Source organism: Kribbella koreensis (genome assembly GCF_039525325.1).
Taxonomy (GTDB): domain Bacteria; phylum Actinomycetota; class Actinomycetes; order Propionibacteriales; family Kribbellaceae; genus Kribbella; species Kribbella koreensis.
On record NZ_BAAAHK010000021.1, the window covers coordinates 193622 to 208610 of the forward strand.

Annotated in this window: 17 protein-coding genes; 7 read left to right on the plus strand and 10 right to left on the minus strand. The window is 67.6% G+C overall.

What is annotated here, in order from left to right:
* Window positions 1–30: 30 nt before the first annotated feature.
* Window positions 31–732, plus strand: coding sequence for a TetR/AcrR family transcriptional regulator (locus tag ABD116_RS37560; RefSeq protein WP_343982092.1), 702 nt, complete (start codon window positions 31–33; stop codon window positions 730–732).
* Here the strand turns inward: ABD116_RS37560 and ABD116_RS37565 are convergent, their stop codons facing one another.
* Complete coding sequence (locus ABD116_RS37565) at window positions 733–1116, minus strand: DUF3224 domain-containing protein (RefSeq protein WP_343982095.1); 384 nt, start codon at window positions 1114–1116, stop codon at window positions 733–735.
* Between the two features lie 78 nt (window positions 1117–1194).
* On the opposite strand from ABD116_RS37565, the gene ABD116_RS37570 reads away from it, so the two are divergent.
* Window positions 1195–2031, plus strand: a complete 837-nt coding sequence (locus ABD116_RS37570; protein WP_343982098.1) for an ATP-grasp domain-containing protein — start codon at window positions 1195–1197, stop codon at window positions 2029–2031.
* Here the strand turns inward: ABD116_RS37570 and ABD116_RS37575 are convergent.
* Window positions 2002–3270 carry an MFS transporter gene (locus tag ABD116_RS37575; RefSeq protein WP_343982101.1) on the minus strand — a complete coding sequence of 423 codons (1269 nt, stop codon included), beginning with the start codon at window positions 3268–3270 and terminating at the stop codon, window positions 2002–2004. The two genes, ABD116_RS37570 and ABD116_RS37575, sit on opposite strands and share 30 nt — an antisense overlap.
* A 145-nt stretch (window positions 3271–3415) precedes the next feature.
* Complete coding sequence (locus tag ABD116_RS37580; protein WP_343982104.1) at window positions 3416–3988, minus strand: DUF4865 family protein; 573 nt, start codon at window positions 3986–3988, stop codon at window positions 3416–3418.
* Window positions 3989–4058: 70 nt separating this feature from the next.
* Between ABD116_RS37580 and ABD116_RS37585 the strand changes: the two genes are divergently transcribed.
* Entirely contained in the window at window positions 4059–4940 is an 882-nt protein-coding gene (locus tag ABD116_RS37585; RefSeq protein ID WP_343982108.1) for a hypothetical protein, read from the plus strand.
* Here ABD116_RS37585 and ABD116_RS37590 read toward each other — a convergent pair.
* From ABD116_RS37590 to ABD116_RS37600, 3 genes are read right to left on the minus strand one after another with little or no spacing between them, the layout of a single operon-like run.
* A complete protein-coding gene (locus ABD116_RS37590; RefSeq protein WP_343982112.1) occupies window positions 4927–5322 on the minus strand; it encodes a GNAT family N-acetyltransferase in 396 nt (131 codons plus the stop codon). The genes ABD116_RS37585 and ABD116_RS37590 overlap by 14 nt on opposite strands.
* A complete protein-coding gene (locus tag ABD116_RS37595) occupies window positions 5319–6302 on the minus strand; it encodes a pyridoxal-phosphate dependent enzyme (protein ID WP_343982116.1) in 984 nt (327 codons plus the stop codon). The genes ABD116_RS37590 and ABD116_RS37595 overlap by 4 nt, the downstream gene beginning before the upstream one ends.
* A 3-nt stretch (window positions 6303–6305) precedes the next feature.
* Complete coding sequence (locus ABD116_RS37600) at window positions 6306–6662, minus strand: helix-turn-helix domain-containing protein (RefSeq protein WP_343982119.1); 357 nt, start codon at window positions 6660–6662, stop codon at window positions 6306–6308.
* 118 nt (window positions 6663–6780) lie between these two features.
* Between ABD116_RS37600 and ABD116_RS37605 the strand changes: the two genes are divergently transcribed.
* Window positions 6781–7368 (plus strand): ClpP family protease, encoded by a 588-nt coding sequence (locus ABD116_RS37605; protein WP_425552238.1) that lies wholly within the window; start codon window positions 6781–6783, stop codon window positions 7366–7368.
* Window positions 7369–7475: 107 nt separating this feature from the next.
* Here the strand turns inward: ABD116_RS37605 and ABD116_RS37610 are convergent, their stop codons facing one another.
* Window positions 7476–8636 (minus strand): trans-sulfuration enzyme family protein, encoded by a 1161-nt coding sequence (locus tag ABD116_RS37610; RefSeq protein WP_343982123.1) that lies wholly within the window; start codon window positions 8634–8636, stop codon window positions 7476–7478.
* 132 nt (window positions 8637–8768) lie between these two features.
* Here ABD116_RS37610 and ABD116_RS37615 point away from each other — a divergent pair, with 132 nt between their 5' ends.
* Window positions 8769–9266, plus strand: coding sequence for an Lrp/AsnC family transcriptional regulator (locus ABD116_RS37615; RefSeq protein WP_343982126.1), 498 nt, complete (start codon window positions 8769–8771; stop codon window positions 9264–9266).
* Window positions 9267–9283: 17 nt separating this feature from the next.
* On the opposite strand, the gene ABD116_RS37620 is transcribed toward ABD116_RS37615, so the two are convergent.
* Window positions 9284–10303 (minus strand): LLM class flavin-dependent oxidoreductase, encoded by a 1020-nt coding sequence (locus ABD116_RS37620; RefSeq protein WP_343982129.1) that lies wholly within the window; start codon window positions 10301–10303, stop codon window positions 9284–9286.
* 94 nt (window positions 10304–10397) lie between these two features.
* On the opposite strand from ABD116_RS37620, the gene ABD116_RS37625 reads away from it, so the two are divergent.
* The gene (locus ABD116_RS37625) at window positions 10398–10526 is read left to right on the plus strand and encodes a hypothetical protein (RefSeq protein WP_343982132.1); all 129 of its coding nucleotides are present in this window, start codon (window positions 10398–10400) and stop codon (window positions 10524–10526) included.
* Here the strand turns inward: ABD116_RS37625 and ABD116_RS37630 are convergent.
* Both ABD116_RS37630 and ABD116_RS37635 read right to left on the minus strand, forming a co-directional pair.
* A complete protein-coding gene (locus ABD116_RS37630; protein WP_343982134.1) occupies window positions 10514–11047 on the minus strand; it encodes an NADPH-dependent FMN reductase in 534 nt (177 codons plus the stop codon). The two genes, ABD116_RS37625 and ABD116_RS37630, sit on opposite strands and share 13 nt — an antisense overlap.
* Before the next feature lie 133 nt (window positions 11048–11180).
* Window positions 11181–12521 carry a M4 family metallopeptidase gene (locus ABD116_RS37635; protein WP_343982137.1) on the minus strand — a complete coding sequence of 447 codons (1341 nt, stop codon included), beginning with the start codon at window positions 12519–12521 and terminating at the stop codon, window positions 11181–11183.
* A 132-nt stretch (window positions 12522–12653) separates the two neighbouring features.
* Between ABD116_RS37635 and ABD116_RS37640 the strand changes: the two genes are divergently transcribed.
* On the plus strand, window positions 12654–14906 hold the full coding sequence (locus ABD116_RS37640) for a HelD family protein (RefSeq protein WP_343982141.1): 2253 nt from the start codon (window positions 12654–12656) through the stop codon (window positions 14904–14906).
* Window positions 14907–14989: the final 83 nt, after the last annotated feature.

The following is a 14989-nucleotide window of genomic DNA, read 5'->3' on the forward strand; positions in this document are numbered from 1 at the left end:
TACGTTGTATGATTTCGTACCATACGACGTATGGTTAATGCTGGCAAGCCACTTCCGGGCCGCTCGGGACGGCCACGAGCAGGGGAAGAGCGGCTCAGCCGGCACGCCATCCTCGAAGCGGCGCTGCGGATCGTCGACACCGAGGGCCTGGAGGCGATGACGATGCGCCGGCTCGCCTCGACGCTCGGCGTGAACCCGATGTCGATCTACCATCACCTACCGAACAAGGCGGCCGTCTTCGCCGGGCTGGCCGAGCTCGTCTTCGCGCAGCTGGAGTCCACCCCGCCCGACGACAGCGTGCCGTGGAAGGACGAGCTGAAGACCGCGGCCGCCGCCTATCGGGACGCGTTGCGCGCCCATCCGAACCTCGCCCTGCAGATCCTCTCGGACACCTCGGCGGTATCGGACGTCGTCGTGGTCGTCGTCGAACCGTTCTACCGCTCCCTCGACCGGGCAGGCGCCGATCCACGCCAGATCGTCGAGGCCGTCAACACCATCATCGACTTCATCCACGGCTTCAGCCTCGGCGAGGCATCGGTCCGCGCCGAAACCTTCGACCTCGCCCCCGACCTACTCGCCCGAGTCAGCGCCTTACCTCCCGGCAAGGCGCCAACACTGGTCCGTGTGGTCACCGAGCTGGGCGCGGAGGGCCTGGCCTACGACTTCGACACCGGTTTCGCGACCGGCATCGCTTTGCTTGTCGACGGCATCGCCACCCGTTTCGCCCTGTAATCAGCTCAGCTGGTAGCGAATCCGGACGTTGTGTCCTCCACCCGAGCTGTCGATCTCAAGGGAGCCACTGACGCCGGCCAGTTCGGCGGTGCCGGAGCCCGGGGCGAACTCGTAGTACAGGGTGCTCTCGCCGTTCATCGTCCCGAACTGCTGCAGCACGACGCTGCCGTTCAGCCCATCGAGGCTGCCTTGGAACAGCTCCAGCGCGACGTATCCCGCCTTGCCCGCGGCCGGGTCACCCGCCGACAGCATGAAGCCGGTGCTGGTTCCAGCCATTCCACCGGTCCATACCTTGGTGAAGTCGAAGCGGCCGGTCGCGTCCAGTAATGCTTCGCCGGGTTGCAGCTCGATGGTGAATGCTGCTGTCGTTGAGTTGTCGGACATGCCCCGGACACTAGCCGCAGCGCGTCATCCGCTGCTTGTAAGAACACGACAGTCGATTGCTACTGCCCGGAGGTTTCGATGCGCGCCAAGGTTCTCTACGTCAGTGATCTGACTTATCCGGCTCGGGGGCGGCGGTATGGGGATGAGGACGCGTATCTGACCCGGGAGTTGCGGGAGCACTTCGATCTGGCGTTGTGTCATCCGTTGGATGCGGTCGGGTTGATGGACCGGTTCGACGCGGTGATCGTGCGCAACAGCGGGCCGGTGCTGCACTTTCAGGCTGAGTACGACGAGTTCCGGGCTGAGGCGATCGCGCGGGGGACGCGGGTGTTCAACCAGCTCAGCGGTAAGGCCGACATGGTCGGCAAGCAGTATCTGGTGGAGTTGAGCGACGCGGGCTATCCGGTGATCCCGACGACCGACAGCGATCCGTCGACGTTGCCGGAGTCAGCTGGTTATCTGGTGAAGCCGAAGCTGGGCTCGGACTCGATCGGGCTCCGCAAGGTATCGCGGGAGGAGCTGAGCACGCTCGCGCTCGACGGGCTGCTCGCGCAGCCGTTGGTCGACTTCCAGTACGAGGTGTCGTTCTACTTCGTCGATCGCGACTTCCAGTACGCGCTGTACACACCGGATCCCAGGCACCGCTGGGAACTCGCGCCGTACCAACCGACTGAGGCCGACCTGGCCTTCGCCCAGCGCTTCGTCGACTGGAACACCATCGACCACGGCATCCAACGAGTCGACGCCTGCCGCACCAGCACGACCACGGCCGGCGCAACCGGCGCCGGCGAACTGCTGCTGGTCGAGCTCGAGGACCTCAACCCCTTCCTCTCCCTGGCCTCGACCACGGACGATCGCCGGACCACGTTCGTCGATCGCGTTGCCTCATCCCTCGGCGCCCTGCTCGCTTTGTGAAGCCGGCGGCGGTAGCGCCGCCGGCGTGATCAGAGCAGTCAGGAACAACGGGATCGTCAGACCGGCCACCAATACCGGCAACGCGAACCAGACTGCTCCCAGGGCGAATCCCGCATAGACCAAGACGGCGAAGACTTCGGCGAACAGTCCTGACACCGAGGTCACCGTCGCCCGCGCCGGACCCGTGATGGCGTCCTGCAGCCGTGCCTCGGCGACGATGATGACGAGCTGCATGAAGCCGTACCCGAGCGCGATCGGCACGAACCCGACAGCCGTCCCACTCAACGCACCCCACGCCAGCAACCCCGCGGACAACGCCAGTCCGACACCGAGCACCCACCCCCGCATCCGGTACGCCGGACCCGCGAGCGCGCCACCAATCGCCTGCGCGGCAACCGTCCCTGCGATCAGCAACGGCACGAGCGCCGTCGAAGCACCGATTCCCCTTGCCAGCAAGGGAAAGTACTCATCGAAAGCCAGGAATCCACCAAGCAGAGCCACAAGCACAACAGCCTTACGAACAACCCGGCTGGTCGCCACCTCCGACAACCCAGCACGCAACATCGCAACGTACCGCCCGAGCACGCCATCGGCGGCAGACCCGTCTCCGGCCGGCCGCTCGGCCACGCGTCCGTCTCCAGCCGGCCGCTCGGCAACGGGTCCGTCTCCGGCCGTGCCCTCTGCGACAGAGCGTTCTCCAGCCAGGCGTTCGGTTGCTGCTTCCACCTCCTTTGTCTCGTCGGCCGTGGCGACTCGGGTCGCCTCCGGTAGGGACACGGCAACTGCCGCTTGAGCTAGGCAGCTCACAACACTCACGATGCCCAGCAGTGGATAGCCGCCGAGCTTGAACAGTGGTGCTGCCAAGGCGGTCGCCGCCAGGTTCAGGACCAGCGCGGCCGACTTGGCACGGCCGATCAGTCCGGCATACCGGTCGGCGGCTCCGCGCGCGGCGAGTTCGTCGTACACGAGGGCTTCGAAGGTGCCGGAGATCAGCGCGGAGCTGATTCCCCACAGGACGAAGCCGAGCGCGAACCCGGCGTACGAAGGAACGACGATCCAGCCGGCGAAGCCCAGGCCGCGGATCAGCGTGCCGAGCACCAGCAGTTTGCGCCGGGAGAAGACATCCGCCCAGGCACCGGACGGCACCTCGAGCAGGAAAGCGGTCGTGGACCAGATGATGAACAGCGACGAGACCTCCGTCGCCGAGAGCCCGTGATCGGTGAACAGCAGCTGATACACCGGATACAGCGGGATGAAGTCCTGCAGCGCCTCGAAGGCGACGATCCGCGCAGACAGACTGCGTGGGACAGCGTTAGGTCGGCGGCTGGATTGTCAAAGGTGCGGCGCTGAGTAGTTCATACCTCAGAAGATAACCGCGAACCCACTACCCGAACAGCTCCTTTGTTCCAGGTGTGGACAAGTGCAGCACCTGGTACCGCGTCCCCGGCACGATCCCCGGCTCGCCGCTCCACAAGGTGAAATGCACGAGCTCCCATCGCTCCGGATCCACCGCGATCGCAGAACTGTGGACACCGGGCATCTCAACGGTGCGCTGCAAGGCGGCCAACGCCTCGGCCACCGGCTCCGTCGGATCGACCTCCGCAGGCAACCTCCACACATTCTTCGTCGCACCCAGCGCCGGCTGGTCCACGTCAGCTCCGGCCTTCGCCGCCGCGCCGGTCCAGTGCCGCACACCCGGCCGCCCGAACGACCGGCAGATCCCGCTGAAGAACCCGCCGCCCCACAGGAATCGCCCCATCCCCGCAGCGTCGTTCCACAGATAGAACGGCGCGTACTGATTCACGATCGCCCCGTTCGCCTGGTCCTGCACCAGGTACGCCTTGATCCCCAGCCCTTCGAAGTCGTCCGTCCGGTCCCCCAGCGTCTCCACCCGGCGCCGGATGATCCCCATGTCGTAGTCCGTCGGCAGATTCAGCTCGTACTGCATCGCGTACATGCCGTACATACTAGTTGGTACAGAACGATATTGAGAAGCTTTTCCACCGGCGGTCCGGCAGGCTTTGGGGATGGCTGACGTGGGCGAGCGGGTCTGGCGGAAAGTTCCCGACGGGGTGCGGGAGGCGCTGACGCGCGGGCTCAGTCCGTCGGAGTTGCAGACGGCTTTGCTCGAGGTCAGTCGGGAGCGGGCGGCTGCGGTGACGCCGGCACGGTTGGTGCAGCGGTGGCGGGAGGATCGGTTCGTGCGGCCGTCCGGAGTCGATCCGCGGGCGCTGGTGAAGACGCAGGCGATGCTGTGGGAGCGCCTGCCGGAGCGGTTCGCGGGCGTGGAGTTGTCGCCGCTGACACCGCTGGGGACGTGCTCGGCGGTGGCGACCATTCACCAGAACATGGTCGTCAGCACGATCCGCGGTACAGAGGTCGCGAGCGATCCGACCAACCAGCTCGCGATCGAGGCCGCGGTACGCCGCCGCGCCGGCCAGGACCGCGTCGACCTCGCCACCTGTCAGCGGGTGGTTCGCGCGCAACTGGTCGACGGACCAGGGATGTTCGCGCACTTCGAGCTGTTCGCGTTGGTGTCGAGCGCGCGGGACACCGGGTCGGGGCGGATCGAGGCGGAGATGCTGGTCGACCATCTCCGCTACTGGCACGACGTACTGGGTGACGAGGCACAGTTGACGTTCACCACGTTCGAGCGGACCGCAGTACGGGAGCGGATCGACGACACGGTACGGCCTGCGCTGAAGGTCGAGTTCGCCGAGGATCCTCAACGGGAGAAGGGAATCAACTACTACTCCGGTACTGCGCTCGGCATCGCCCTCCCTGGTGCCGACCTGGGCGACGGCGGCTTCACGCCATGGACCGCCCAGCTGCTCGGAGACGCCAAGGAGCGCTACTTGATCTCCTGCGTGTCGACCGAGCGGCTGACCGCAGTACTCAGCGGAGCTTGAGCAGGGCCGCCTCGGTGGGCGAGAAGCCGCATGCCTTGACGTAGAAGTCCGCGAGATGCGGCTCGTAGTCGACATGCAGCCACTCGCAGCCTGCCACGTTCGACTCCTCGGCCGCGAGGCGAACCAGCTCCTTGCCGATGCCTTGCCGCCCGTATGACGGGTGGACAGCTGTGTCGAGGACAAAGGCGTGCGCACCACCGTCCCAGCAGACCTGCACGAAGCCGACGAGCTGATCGTTGCTGAAGGCACCGACCCAGGTGAGCGCGTGCCGCTCCAGCCGCGCGGCCCATGGCTGCACCTCGACCGTGGACTCGAAGGCGAGTGCATGCAAGGTGGACAGCTCGGTGTCGTCGACTGGGAAGCGGGTCCGGTAGTCGATCACGGGGCAGCCTCCGTACTGATCAACACGACTGTGCTGTGGGCAGTCAACGGCAGCAGGTCGCGTGCGGATCGCAGGCCGGCCAGGGTGGCGGCTCCGCTGGCGCCTGATGAGATGCCGGCTCTACCGAGGTCCTGGACGGCAAGGGTTGCCTCGTGCTCCTCCACTGTGACCGCTGCGTCGAGGCCGGCCCGCAGTACCGGCCAGGCGAGGCTTGAGGGCGTACCGCAGTTCAACCCCGCCATCACCGTCTGCCCTGTCGGCACAGTGAGCAGCTCGCCTGCCCGCAAGCTTGTGGTGACACAGGCAGCGCTCGCCGGCTCTACACCGAGCAGTACCGGAGTTAACGGTCCACTGCGGTAGTGGGTGACAGCAGCTTGGGCGACAGAGCCGACACCCATCGGTACTACGACCAGGTCCGGCTCGACGTCGATCTCCCGGAACAGCGTCGAGTATCCGTCGACGATGTGCTGCGGGATGACCTCGTATCCGGGCCAGGCCGAGTCCTGGATCAGCAGCCTCTCCCCTGTCGCCTCCTCGGCCGCGGCGGCGACCGCAGCGTCGTACGAGTCGTCGACGATGGTGACGACGGCGCCCTCGGAGCGGATGGCCTCGACGGCGCGGTCGCTGACCACAGCGGGGATGAACACGTGCGCCTTGAGGCTGAGGGTCCTGGCCATCCGAGCTACTGCTCGACCGTGGTTGCCGTCGGTGGCGGTGACCAGCTCAGTGGTCGACGGGTGGTCTTGCAAGGCGCGGTGGACTGCCCACCAGGCTCCGAGCGCCTTGAACGCGGGCAGGCCGAGTCGCTGCGACTCGTCCTTGACCAGGAGCTCGGCTATGCCCAGTTCAGCCGCTAGGGCTGGTACTGAGGTGAGCGGGGTCGGGCGGTAGCCGTCCAGGGTCTGGTGGAAGGTGAGTACGTCTGCGGGCGCAGCCGTAGTACGCCAGGTCCTTGCGGACGGGTTGGTGTGCCAGAGCACTGCTTAGGCGACCAGGGCGAAGGCTTGGGCTGAGGTGGAGTAGGCGTTCGGGGACGAGACCACGCGTTGCGGGGCCGACTCGGTGACGCGGATCGAGGAGGTCTGGAGGCGTACAGGCAGGGTGGCGCGGACCGCGGTGGCCAGGTCAAACTGCACCTCGGCGAGGAGGTCGGCGAGCTCGAGGTCGAGGGCCCGGCAGATGGCGGCGAGGATCTCTGAGGAGGGTTCCTTGCGGCCGCGCTCGATCTCGGAGAGGTACGGCACGGAGACCTGGGCCTGCTCGGCGAGCTCGCGCAGGGTGATCCCCCGCTCGCGCCGCAGCCGGCGGAAGACGTTTCCGATCACCTGGCGTAGCAACACGTCTGGGTCCTCCCCTGCTCCGGTGTCCTTAGGTCGAGTGTGCCACCCCGGGCAGGTCTGCGGTGGGCAGATCTGCCATGGGCAGATTCCTGGGACTCCGCCGCGCGGGGCGGCGACGCTGGATGACATGAGCGAGACCACTGCACCGAATGCCCTCGACAACCACATCTACCAGCGCCTGCTCTGGCAGCGCATCGTCGTGCTCGGCGACGAGATCAAGGACGAGAACGCGAACGCCTTGTGCGCCCAGCTGATCCTGCTGAACGCCGAGGATCCGAAGGCGGACATCTCGCTCTACATCAACTCGCCCGGCGGATCCGTGTCGGCCGGGCTGGCGATCTACGACACGATGAACTTCATCAGCAACGACGTGGCGACGTATGCGATGGGGCTGGTCGCATCGATGGGTCAGGTGCTGCTGGCTTGTGGGGCGGAAGGTAAGCGGTATTCACTACCGCACGCCCGGATCATGATGCACCAGCCGATCGGCGGGATGGGCGGAACGGCGACAGACATCAAGATCCAGGCGGAGCAGTCGGTCCTCGCCAAGAAAGACCTCGCCCGCCTGCTGAGCCAGCGCACCGGCCAGCCGATCGACCGGATCGAAGAAGACTCCGACCGAGACCGCTGGTTCACCCCAGAGCAGGCGTTGGACTACGGAATCATCGACAAAGTCCTCCAGCAACCAGCCCCTGCACTCACCTAGGCCTGGGCGAGGCCTCACGGCCTAAGTGAGTGCTGCAATGGCCGGCCCGCTGAGGTGGGGTCAGCTTGGCTGGGGTGGGGCAGCCGCGCGGTGGCAGGCGGAGTAGGTCAGGTGGCGGCTAGGGCTTGGGCCAGGTCGTTGGTCAGGTCGTCGGGGTCTTCTAGGCCGATGCTGAGGCGGAGGAGGTTGTTGTGGGGTTTGGCGGAGTCGTCGACCAGGCGGTGGGTTAGGCCTGCTGGGTGTTGGATGAGGGTGTCTACTCCGCCCAGGGAGACCGCGTGGGTGATCAGGTGGAGTGAGGCTGCGACTCGGGCAGCGGAGTCGTAGCCGCCGGTGGTGGTGAAGGCCAGGACGGCGCCGGGGCCGGATTGCTGGCGGCCGATGAGGCCCTGGGGGTCGCACTCGGCTAGGCCGGGGTAGTAGACGTTATCCACAGCCGGGTGGGTGCTCAGCCAGTCAGCTACCTTCTCCGCCGAGGACTGCTGCGCCCGGACTCGTACCGGCAGGGTCTGGAGTCCCCTGTGCAGTTCGTACGCCGCAAGCGGGTGCAGCAGGCCACCGGTCAGGGCACGGACCTGGCGGAGCTTGGCGGTCCACTCGGCGTTGGCTGCGATGACTCCGCCCATGACGTCGCCATGGCCGCCCAGGTACTTCGTTGCCGAGTGCAGCACCAGAGTCGCGCCGTGCTGGGCGGGCTGCTGGAGTACAGGCGTCGCGAAGGTGTTGTCCACAAGCACCGGTACGCCGTTGGCCTGGCGGACGGCTGCGGCGATGTCCACCAACTCCACCGTCGGGTTGGCCGGCGTCTCGACCAGGACGAGCCCGGTGTCGGGGCGGATGGCATCAGCGATACCAGTCGGGGTCACCCAGCTCACCGACGTACCGAGTAGGCCTGTGGATAACAGGTGGTCCGAGCCGCCGTAGAGCGGGCGGACGGCGACGACATGCGGGCGGCCACCGACGACCGTGGCGAGCAGGGCGGCGGACAGAGCGGCCATGCCGGAGCCGTAGGCGACTGCGCCTTCGCAGTACTCGAGCTCTGCGAGGGCCTGCTCGAAGCGGGCGACATTCGGGTTCCACAGGCGCTGGTAGACGAGGCTGCCGCCGTCGGGGCCGTTGCCGAGCGCCAGGGCGTCGTACGAGGCTCCGCCGCGCTCCACATCGGGCAGTGGGTAGGTCGTGGAGAGGTCGATCGGGGGGACGTGGACGCCGAGCGCGGTGAGGTCGTCGCGGCCGGCGTGCACGGAGCGGGTGTCCAGCTGGGTCATGGGGGCCTCCTCAGGACGGGGTGAGCCTGAGGATGGAATCTTCTGCAGAATCGGGCAAGAGTTCCGAATAAAATTCGTCCACAGGCTTGTCCACACGCTGTGGATTCTGTGGATGGGACTTACAGTGGGGGCATGCCGAAGGATCGTCGGACGCCTGGACCGGCCCCCCGGCCGGTGCCCGCTGCGCTCGACGAGGTCGATCGGGAGCTGGTCCGGCTGCTGACCGCCGACGGCCGGATGCCGAACAACGCGCTCGCCGAGGCGACCGGCATCGCGCCGTCGACCTGCCTGACCCGCGTGCGCTCACTGCGCGAACGCGGCGTGATCCGCGGTTTCCACGCGGAGGTGGACCTGGCCGCGCTCGGGCGACCGCTCCAGGCGCTGGTGGCGATCCGGATCGGCGCCCACTCCCGCGACGACATCGACCGCTTCCGCGCGGCGGCCCCGCGCCTCCCCGGCGTACTGGCGCTCTTCCACGTCAGCGGCGCCAACGACTACCTACTGCACGTATCGGCGGAGAACCCCGACGCCCTCCGCGATTTCGTCCTCGACCACCTCACCGCAGATCCTGCGGTCATCCACGCCGAAACCAGCCTCATCTTCGAACACGTCCGCGGCACCCCCACCTGACCCAACCTGTGGATAACTCAGCGGGGCTTCAGGCCCCAGGCTGTGGCTAGCAGGTCGTAGGAGTGGCGGCGTTCGGCGGGGTTGTGGATGTTGGTGGTGATGATGAGTTCGTCGGCGCCGGCTGAGGTGGCTCGGCGGGTGAGGTCGGCGGCTACCTGGTCGGGGGTGCCTACGGAGACCAGGCCGGCCCACTCCTCGACGGCTGCGCGTTCGCCGTCGGACCACGGGTAGGCGGCGGCTTCCTCGGGGGACGGGAGTGGGCTGGGGCGGCCGGAGCGGAGGCGGAGCATGGAGAGTTGGTTGGCGAGGCTGAGTTGCTGGGCTCGCTCTTCCGTTTCGGCGACGATCGCGGCAAGGGCGAGGATCGCGTGGGGCTTCGGCTGCTCGGGGCTGGGCTGGAAGAGCTCGCGGTACGAGCCGATGACGCCCGCAGGGTCGAGGTTGCCGAAGTGGCCGGCGTAGGCGAATCCAGTGCCGAGGGCTGCGGCCGCCTGGCCGCCGTACGCGCTGGAGCCGAGCACCCAGACGGGCGGCAGGGGGATGTCGTCCGGCTGGGCAGAGATCGGGGCGAAGGGGTGGCCGGCGGGGAAGCCTTCGGCGTACGCGCGGAGCTCGGTGTACTGGTCGAGGAAGTCGTCGGCGGCTAGGGCCTCGCGGCTGCGGCGGAGGGCCAGTGCGGTGCGCTGGTCGGTACCGGGCGCGCGGCCGATGCCTAGGTCGATGCGGCCGGGGTAGAGCCCGCCGAGGACGCGGAAGCTCTCGGCGACCTTCAGGGGTGAGTGGTTCGGCAGCATGATGCCGCCGGAGCCGACCCGGATGGAGGAGGTCGCGGCGGCGACGGCCGCGATCATCACCTCGGGGCTGGTGCTCACGACGCTGGGGATGTTGTGGTGCTCGGCGAGCCAATACCGGTGGTAACCGGCCGCCTCTGCGCTTCTTGCGAGCTCGAGGGTCTCGTGGAGCGCCTCGGACGGGCGCGTCCCCGTCGGTACGGGCGAGAGGTCGAGCACGGACAGGGGCATCGGCTCAGCAGTCACGTTCAACCGTAACCGCCACTCGCGGCTGGCTATTCCACCGAGCGGGCGACTTTGTGCTCCATCTGAGCGAGTGCGACCGGGTGGATTCGCTCACGTGAAGCACAAAGTTGTCGGTACGACGGCTTGGTGCCGGTCCGGCGTACCGGCGCGAAGGGTCAACCAGGGCACGGCGTCGGGCGGTTGGCAGCGGTTCGGCGTACCGGGCAAGGGTCAGGCGGGGTAGGGGGTGGTGGTGCGGGCTTCGCGGAGGGGGCGGGACCACCAGGCGAGTTGGGTGAGGAGGGTGGCGGCTGCTGCGGGGGTGGTGGGATCCTGCGGGGTGCCGTCGGGGGTGAAGGGGTCGGTCGGCTGGTGGAAGCTGAGGGTTTCGCGGATGGTGACGGCGTGGAGCTCGCCGAAGACCTGGCGGAGTTGCTCGGCCGCGCGGAGTCCGCCGGAGCGGCCGCCGTACACGAGGAAGGCGACTGGCTTCGCGTACCAGGGGCGGCGTACGGAATCGATGGCGGTTTTGAGGTCGCCCGGATAGCCGTGGTTGTACTCCGGGGAGACGATCACGATCGCGTCGGCCTCGTCGATGCGCGCCGGCAGGTCAGCCGTCGGAGTGCGGCTGAGGTCGATCAGGTCGAGCTTGAAGTCGTCTCTGCTCTCGACCTCCCGCGCGAACCACTCAGCCAGCACGGTGCCGAACTTGCCCGGCTCGGAGTTCCGGACCAGCAGGGCGAGGCGAAGCGGATGCACAGTCACTCCGCCGACGGTAGAACCTCAAGTTGACTTGAGGTCAAACCAACAACATCCGGTGCGAGGGTCCGCTTCCGCGGCCGACCACTCCGCGGTGGTCAAGTCGCCACCGGCCGAGTTGTTGTTTCAGCAAGCCCGCTCACTGGGGGTCAGGTCCCGCCGCGGGCCGGTCAGGCGGGGCCGATTCGGCGGGTGGGGCCGATTCGGTGGGTGGGGACGATTCGGTGGGTGGGGACGATTCGGTGGGTGGGGACGATTCGGTGGGTGGGGACGATTCGGTGGGTGGGGCCGATTCGGTGGGTGGGGGTGGTGCGGCGGGTGGGGGGTTGAGGGGTAGGGAGGTGTTGGCGGCTCGGATCAGGTCGGTTGGTTGTGAAGGGTCGGGTGGGGTGGGTGCCGGTTCGGGGGTGGTGGGGAGGACGCCTACTGATTGCCAGGCGGTGGTGACGGCGGTGGCTTCTGGGGAGGTGGGGCCGTAGAGGGTGGCGGCGGTGGCTTGGGTTGCTTCGGCGAAGGTGGTGAAGGTGGCGGTGGAGGTCAGGTTGCCGGAGGTGAGGGTGGTGTACCAGATCTGGCCGGCGGCTTCGTAGGCGTAGCCGGCCAGGGCGGTGGCTACCAGGTAGAAGGCGTGGTTGGGGATGCCGGAGTTCAGGTGGACGCCGCCGTTGTCTTCGGTGGTTTCTACATAGGAAGACATGTGGGCAGGTTGGGGATCCTGGCCCAGGCGGGGGTCGTTGTAGGCGGTGCCGGGGGCCTTCATGGAGCGGAGGGCGACGCCGGCGACGCCGGAGCGGAAGAGTTCGGCGCCGATGAGCCAGTCGGCTTCTGCAGCGGTCTGGCCCAGGTGGTGCTGTTTGGCCAGCGAGCCGAAGACGTCGGAGAGGCTCTCGTTGAGGGCGCCTGACTGGCCTTCGTAGACCAGGCCTGCCGTGTACTGCGTAACGCCATGCGTCAACTCATGACCAGTGACGTCAATCGAGCGGGTGAAGTCGCCGAAGATCTCCCCGTCGCCATCACCGAAGACCATCTGCGCGCCGTCCCAGAAGGCGTTCGCATACCCATGGTCGTAGTGCACCGTCGAACTCAGCGGCAGCCCGGCTCCGTCGACCGAGTCCCGCCCGAAGCATTCCTTGAACATCGTCCAGGTCGCCCCGGTGCCGTCGTAGGCCTGGTTGACGGTCGCATCGGCCACCGCGGGATCGCCCTCGCGCCGGACCACCGGGCCGGGCAGCGTAGTGCCGTTCTCCGCATCGTGGACGACCCGTCGCGCGCCCGCGTCATCGCCTTCAGACTGAACAGAGCCTTCAGACCGAGCAGGGCCCTCGAGCTGGACCGAGCCCTGCCCGAGCGCGGCCGGGCGGCTTCGGAGTACGGCGTCGTGCTGCAGCGACAGGCGGTAGCGAGCGCGCAGATTCGGGTCGTCCGCGGTCCGCTCGAGGTGTTCGAGCAGGTACGGCGGGACGATGTGATGGACCGTCATGCTGCTGATCGTGCCCTCTGGACCGGGTAGCGCAAAGGGCGAAATGCGATAAACTCAAGGATTTGTGGCTGCCACCAGAGAATTGCCGAAATCGGCACTGGGAACCAACGAGGTGCATTTTATCACGAGGGGTTGGAATTGCTGAATCCGGTCGAGGCTGAACAGGTTTACCTGACGGCTTTCTACGCGACCCTCGACCGTGAGCGGGAGCGTACGGAGGGTCGCCGGCAGGACGAGCAGATCGCCGGTACGCGGAACGCGCAGGCCCTGCACCAGCGCGACGGCCGGGTCCGCGACCTGAACGCCCGGCTGTCCCGGCTGAACGCGGCCGAGGAGGGTCTGGCGTTCGGCCGGCTCGACGACGAGGACGGCGGCGTCCTGCACATCGGCCGGATCGGGTTGCACGACGAGGACTACGAACCGCTGCTGGTCGACTGGCGCGCACCAGCGGCGCGACCGTTCTACATCGCCACCGCCGTGGTGAACGAGGGCATCGTCCGGCGACGGCACATCCAGACCCGGCTGCGCCAGGTGGTCGACGTCCAGGACGAGCAGCTCGACCTGGACCGGACCGCGGACGGCGCGTCCCAGCCGGGCACCGGGGTGGTCGGCGAGGCGGTGCTGCTGAGCGCGCTGGAGGCGCGGCGTACCGGCACGATGGAGTCGATCGTGCGGACCATCCAGGCCGACCAGGACCGGATCATCCGCTCCGAGCTGGCCGGTGTGCTCGTGGTGCAAGGCGGGCCGGGCACGGGAAAGACCGCCATCGCGCTGCACCGGGCGGCTTTCCTTTTGTATACACACCGCAGCCAACTGGAAAAGCGCGGCATTCTGGTGGTCGGCCCCAATTCCACCTTCCTGAAGTTCATCGGCCAGGTGCTGCCGTCACTCGGTGAGGACGGCGTCCGCCTCGTCACCGTCGCCGAGCTGTACCCCGGCGTGACCGCGACCCGCCCCGAGCCCGCCGAGGTGGCCGAGGTCAAGGGCCGCGCGGTGATGGCCGAGGTGATCGAGACCGCGGTCGCCGATCGCCAATGGGTGCCCACCAAGCCGCTCGAGCTGACCGTCGACCGGACCGTACTGCGGGTCGAGCCGGCCGTCGTCGAGGAGCTCCGCACCGCCGCCCGCGCCCGGCAGCTGACCCACAACCAGGCGCAGCCGTTCTTCCGGACGACATTCATCGAGCACCTGGTCAGCCAGTACGCCGACATCATCGGCGAGGACCCGCTCGGCGGCGAGAACCTGCTCGACGACTACGACCTGGAGGAGTTGCGCAACGAGGTCGTCGCGGACCCCGGCGTCCAGGCTTTGCTCCAACAGCTCTGGCCGGTGCTCAGCCCGCAACAACTCCTGATCGACCTGTACGCCGATGAGGCGCGACTCAAATCCGCCGCGCCGCAACTGAGCGACCTCGACCGCGAGCACCTGCTCCGGTACGGCGACGACTGGAGTCCCGCCGACGTCCCGCTGCTCGACGAAGCCGCCGAACTCCTCGGCGACGATGGGCGTGATCTCGCGCGCGAGCGGGCCGAGCGAGCCCGCGCGATCGCTTATGCGCAAGGCTCTCTGGACGTTCTGTCCGGTTCGGGCTCGACCGACTTCGACGAGGACGACGAGGCGGAAGTCCTGTCGGCGAAGGACATCCTCGACGCCGAGATGCTGGCCGAGCGTTATGAGGCCGATGACGATCGCACGCTGGCCGAGCGCGCCTCGGTCGATCGGCGCTGGACGTACGGGCATGTGATCGTGGACGAGGCGCAGGAGTTGTCGCCGATGGCTTGGCGGGCGATCGCACGGCGTTGTCCGCTGCGGTCGATGACGCTGGTCGGCGACGTCGCGCAGACGGGTGCGGCCGGTGGCGGGACCAGTTGGCGGCAGGCGTTGGCGCCAACGTTCGGGGATCGCTGGCGGCTGGCGGAGTTGACGATGAACTACCGGACGCCGGCTGAGGTCATGGAATTGGCTGCTGACGTACTGCGTGAAGTGGACCCGACCGCGGTGGCGCCGCAGTCGGTGCGGGCGACTGGGGTGCGGCCGTGGCATCTCGACGTACCGGCGGCTGAGCAAGCGGCGTACGTGAGCAAGGTGGCGCATGAGGAGACGCAGCACGGGCAGGTCGGCGTCATCACCTCGCGGCACCGGCTGGAGCTGGTGCAGGAGGCAGTGGGCGACATAACCGGGATCACCGTGCTCACGGTCGCCGGTGCGAAGGGCCTCGAGTTCGACTCGGTCCTGGTCGTCGACCCCGACGGCATCATGATCGAGTCCCCCCGAGGCCTCCGCGACCTCTACGTAGCCCTGACCCGCTGCACCCAACGCCTAGGCGTCATCGGCCCCCTACCCGACGTACTGCAAGGCTCTGACGCCTGGGACGTCCGCACCTGACCGGACTGTTCTCAAGGCACGTCGACAGCTCTACTGTCGAAGGATGAAGAAGCCTCTTCAGTGTCTTCTCGGCTTACACAGGT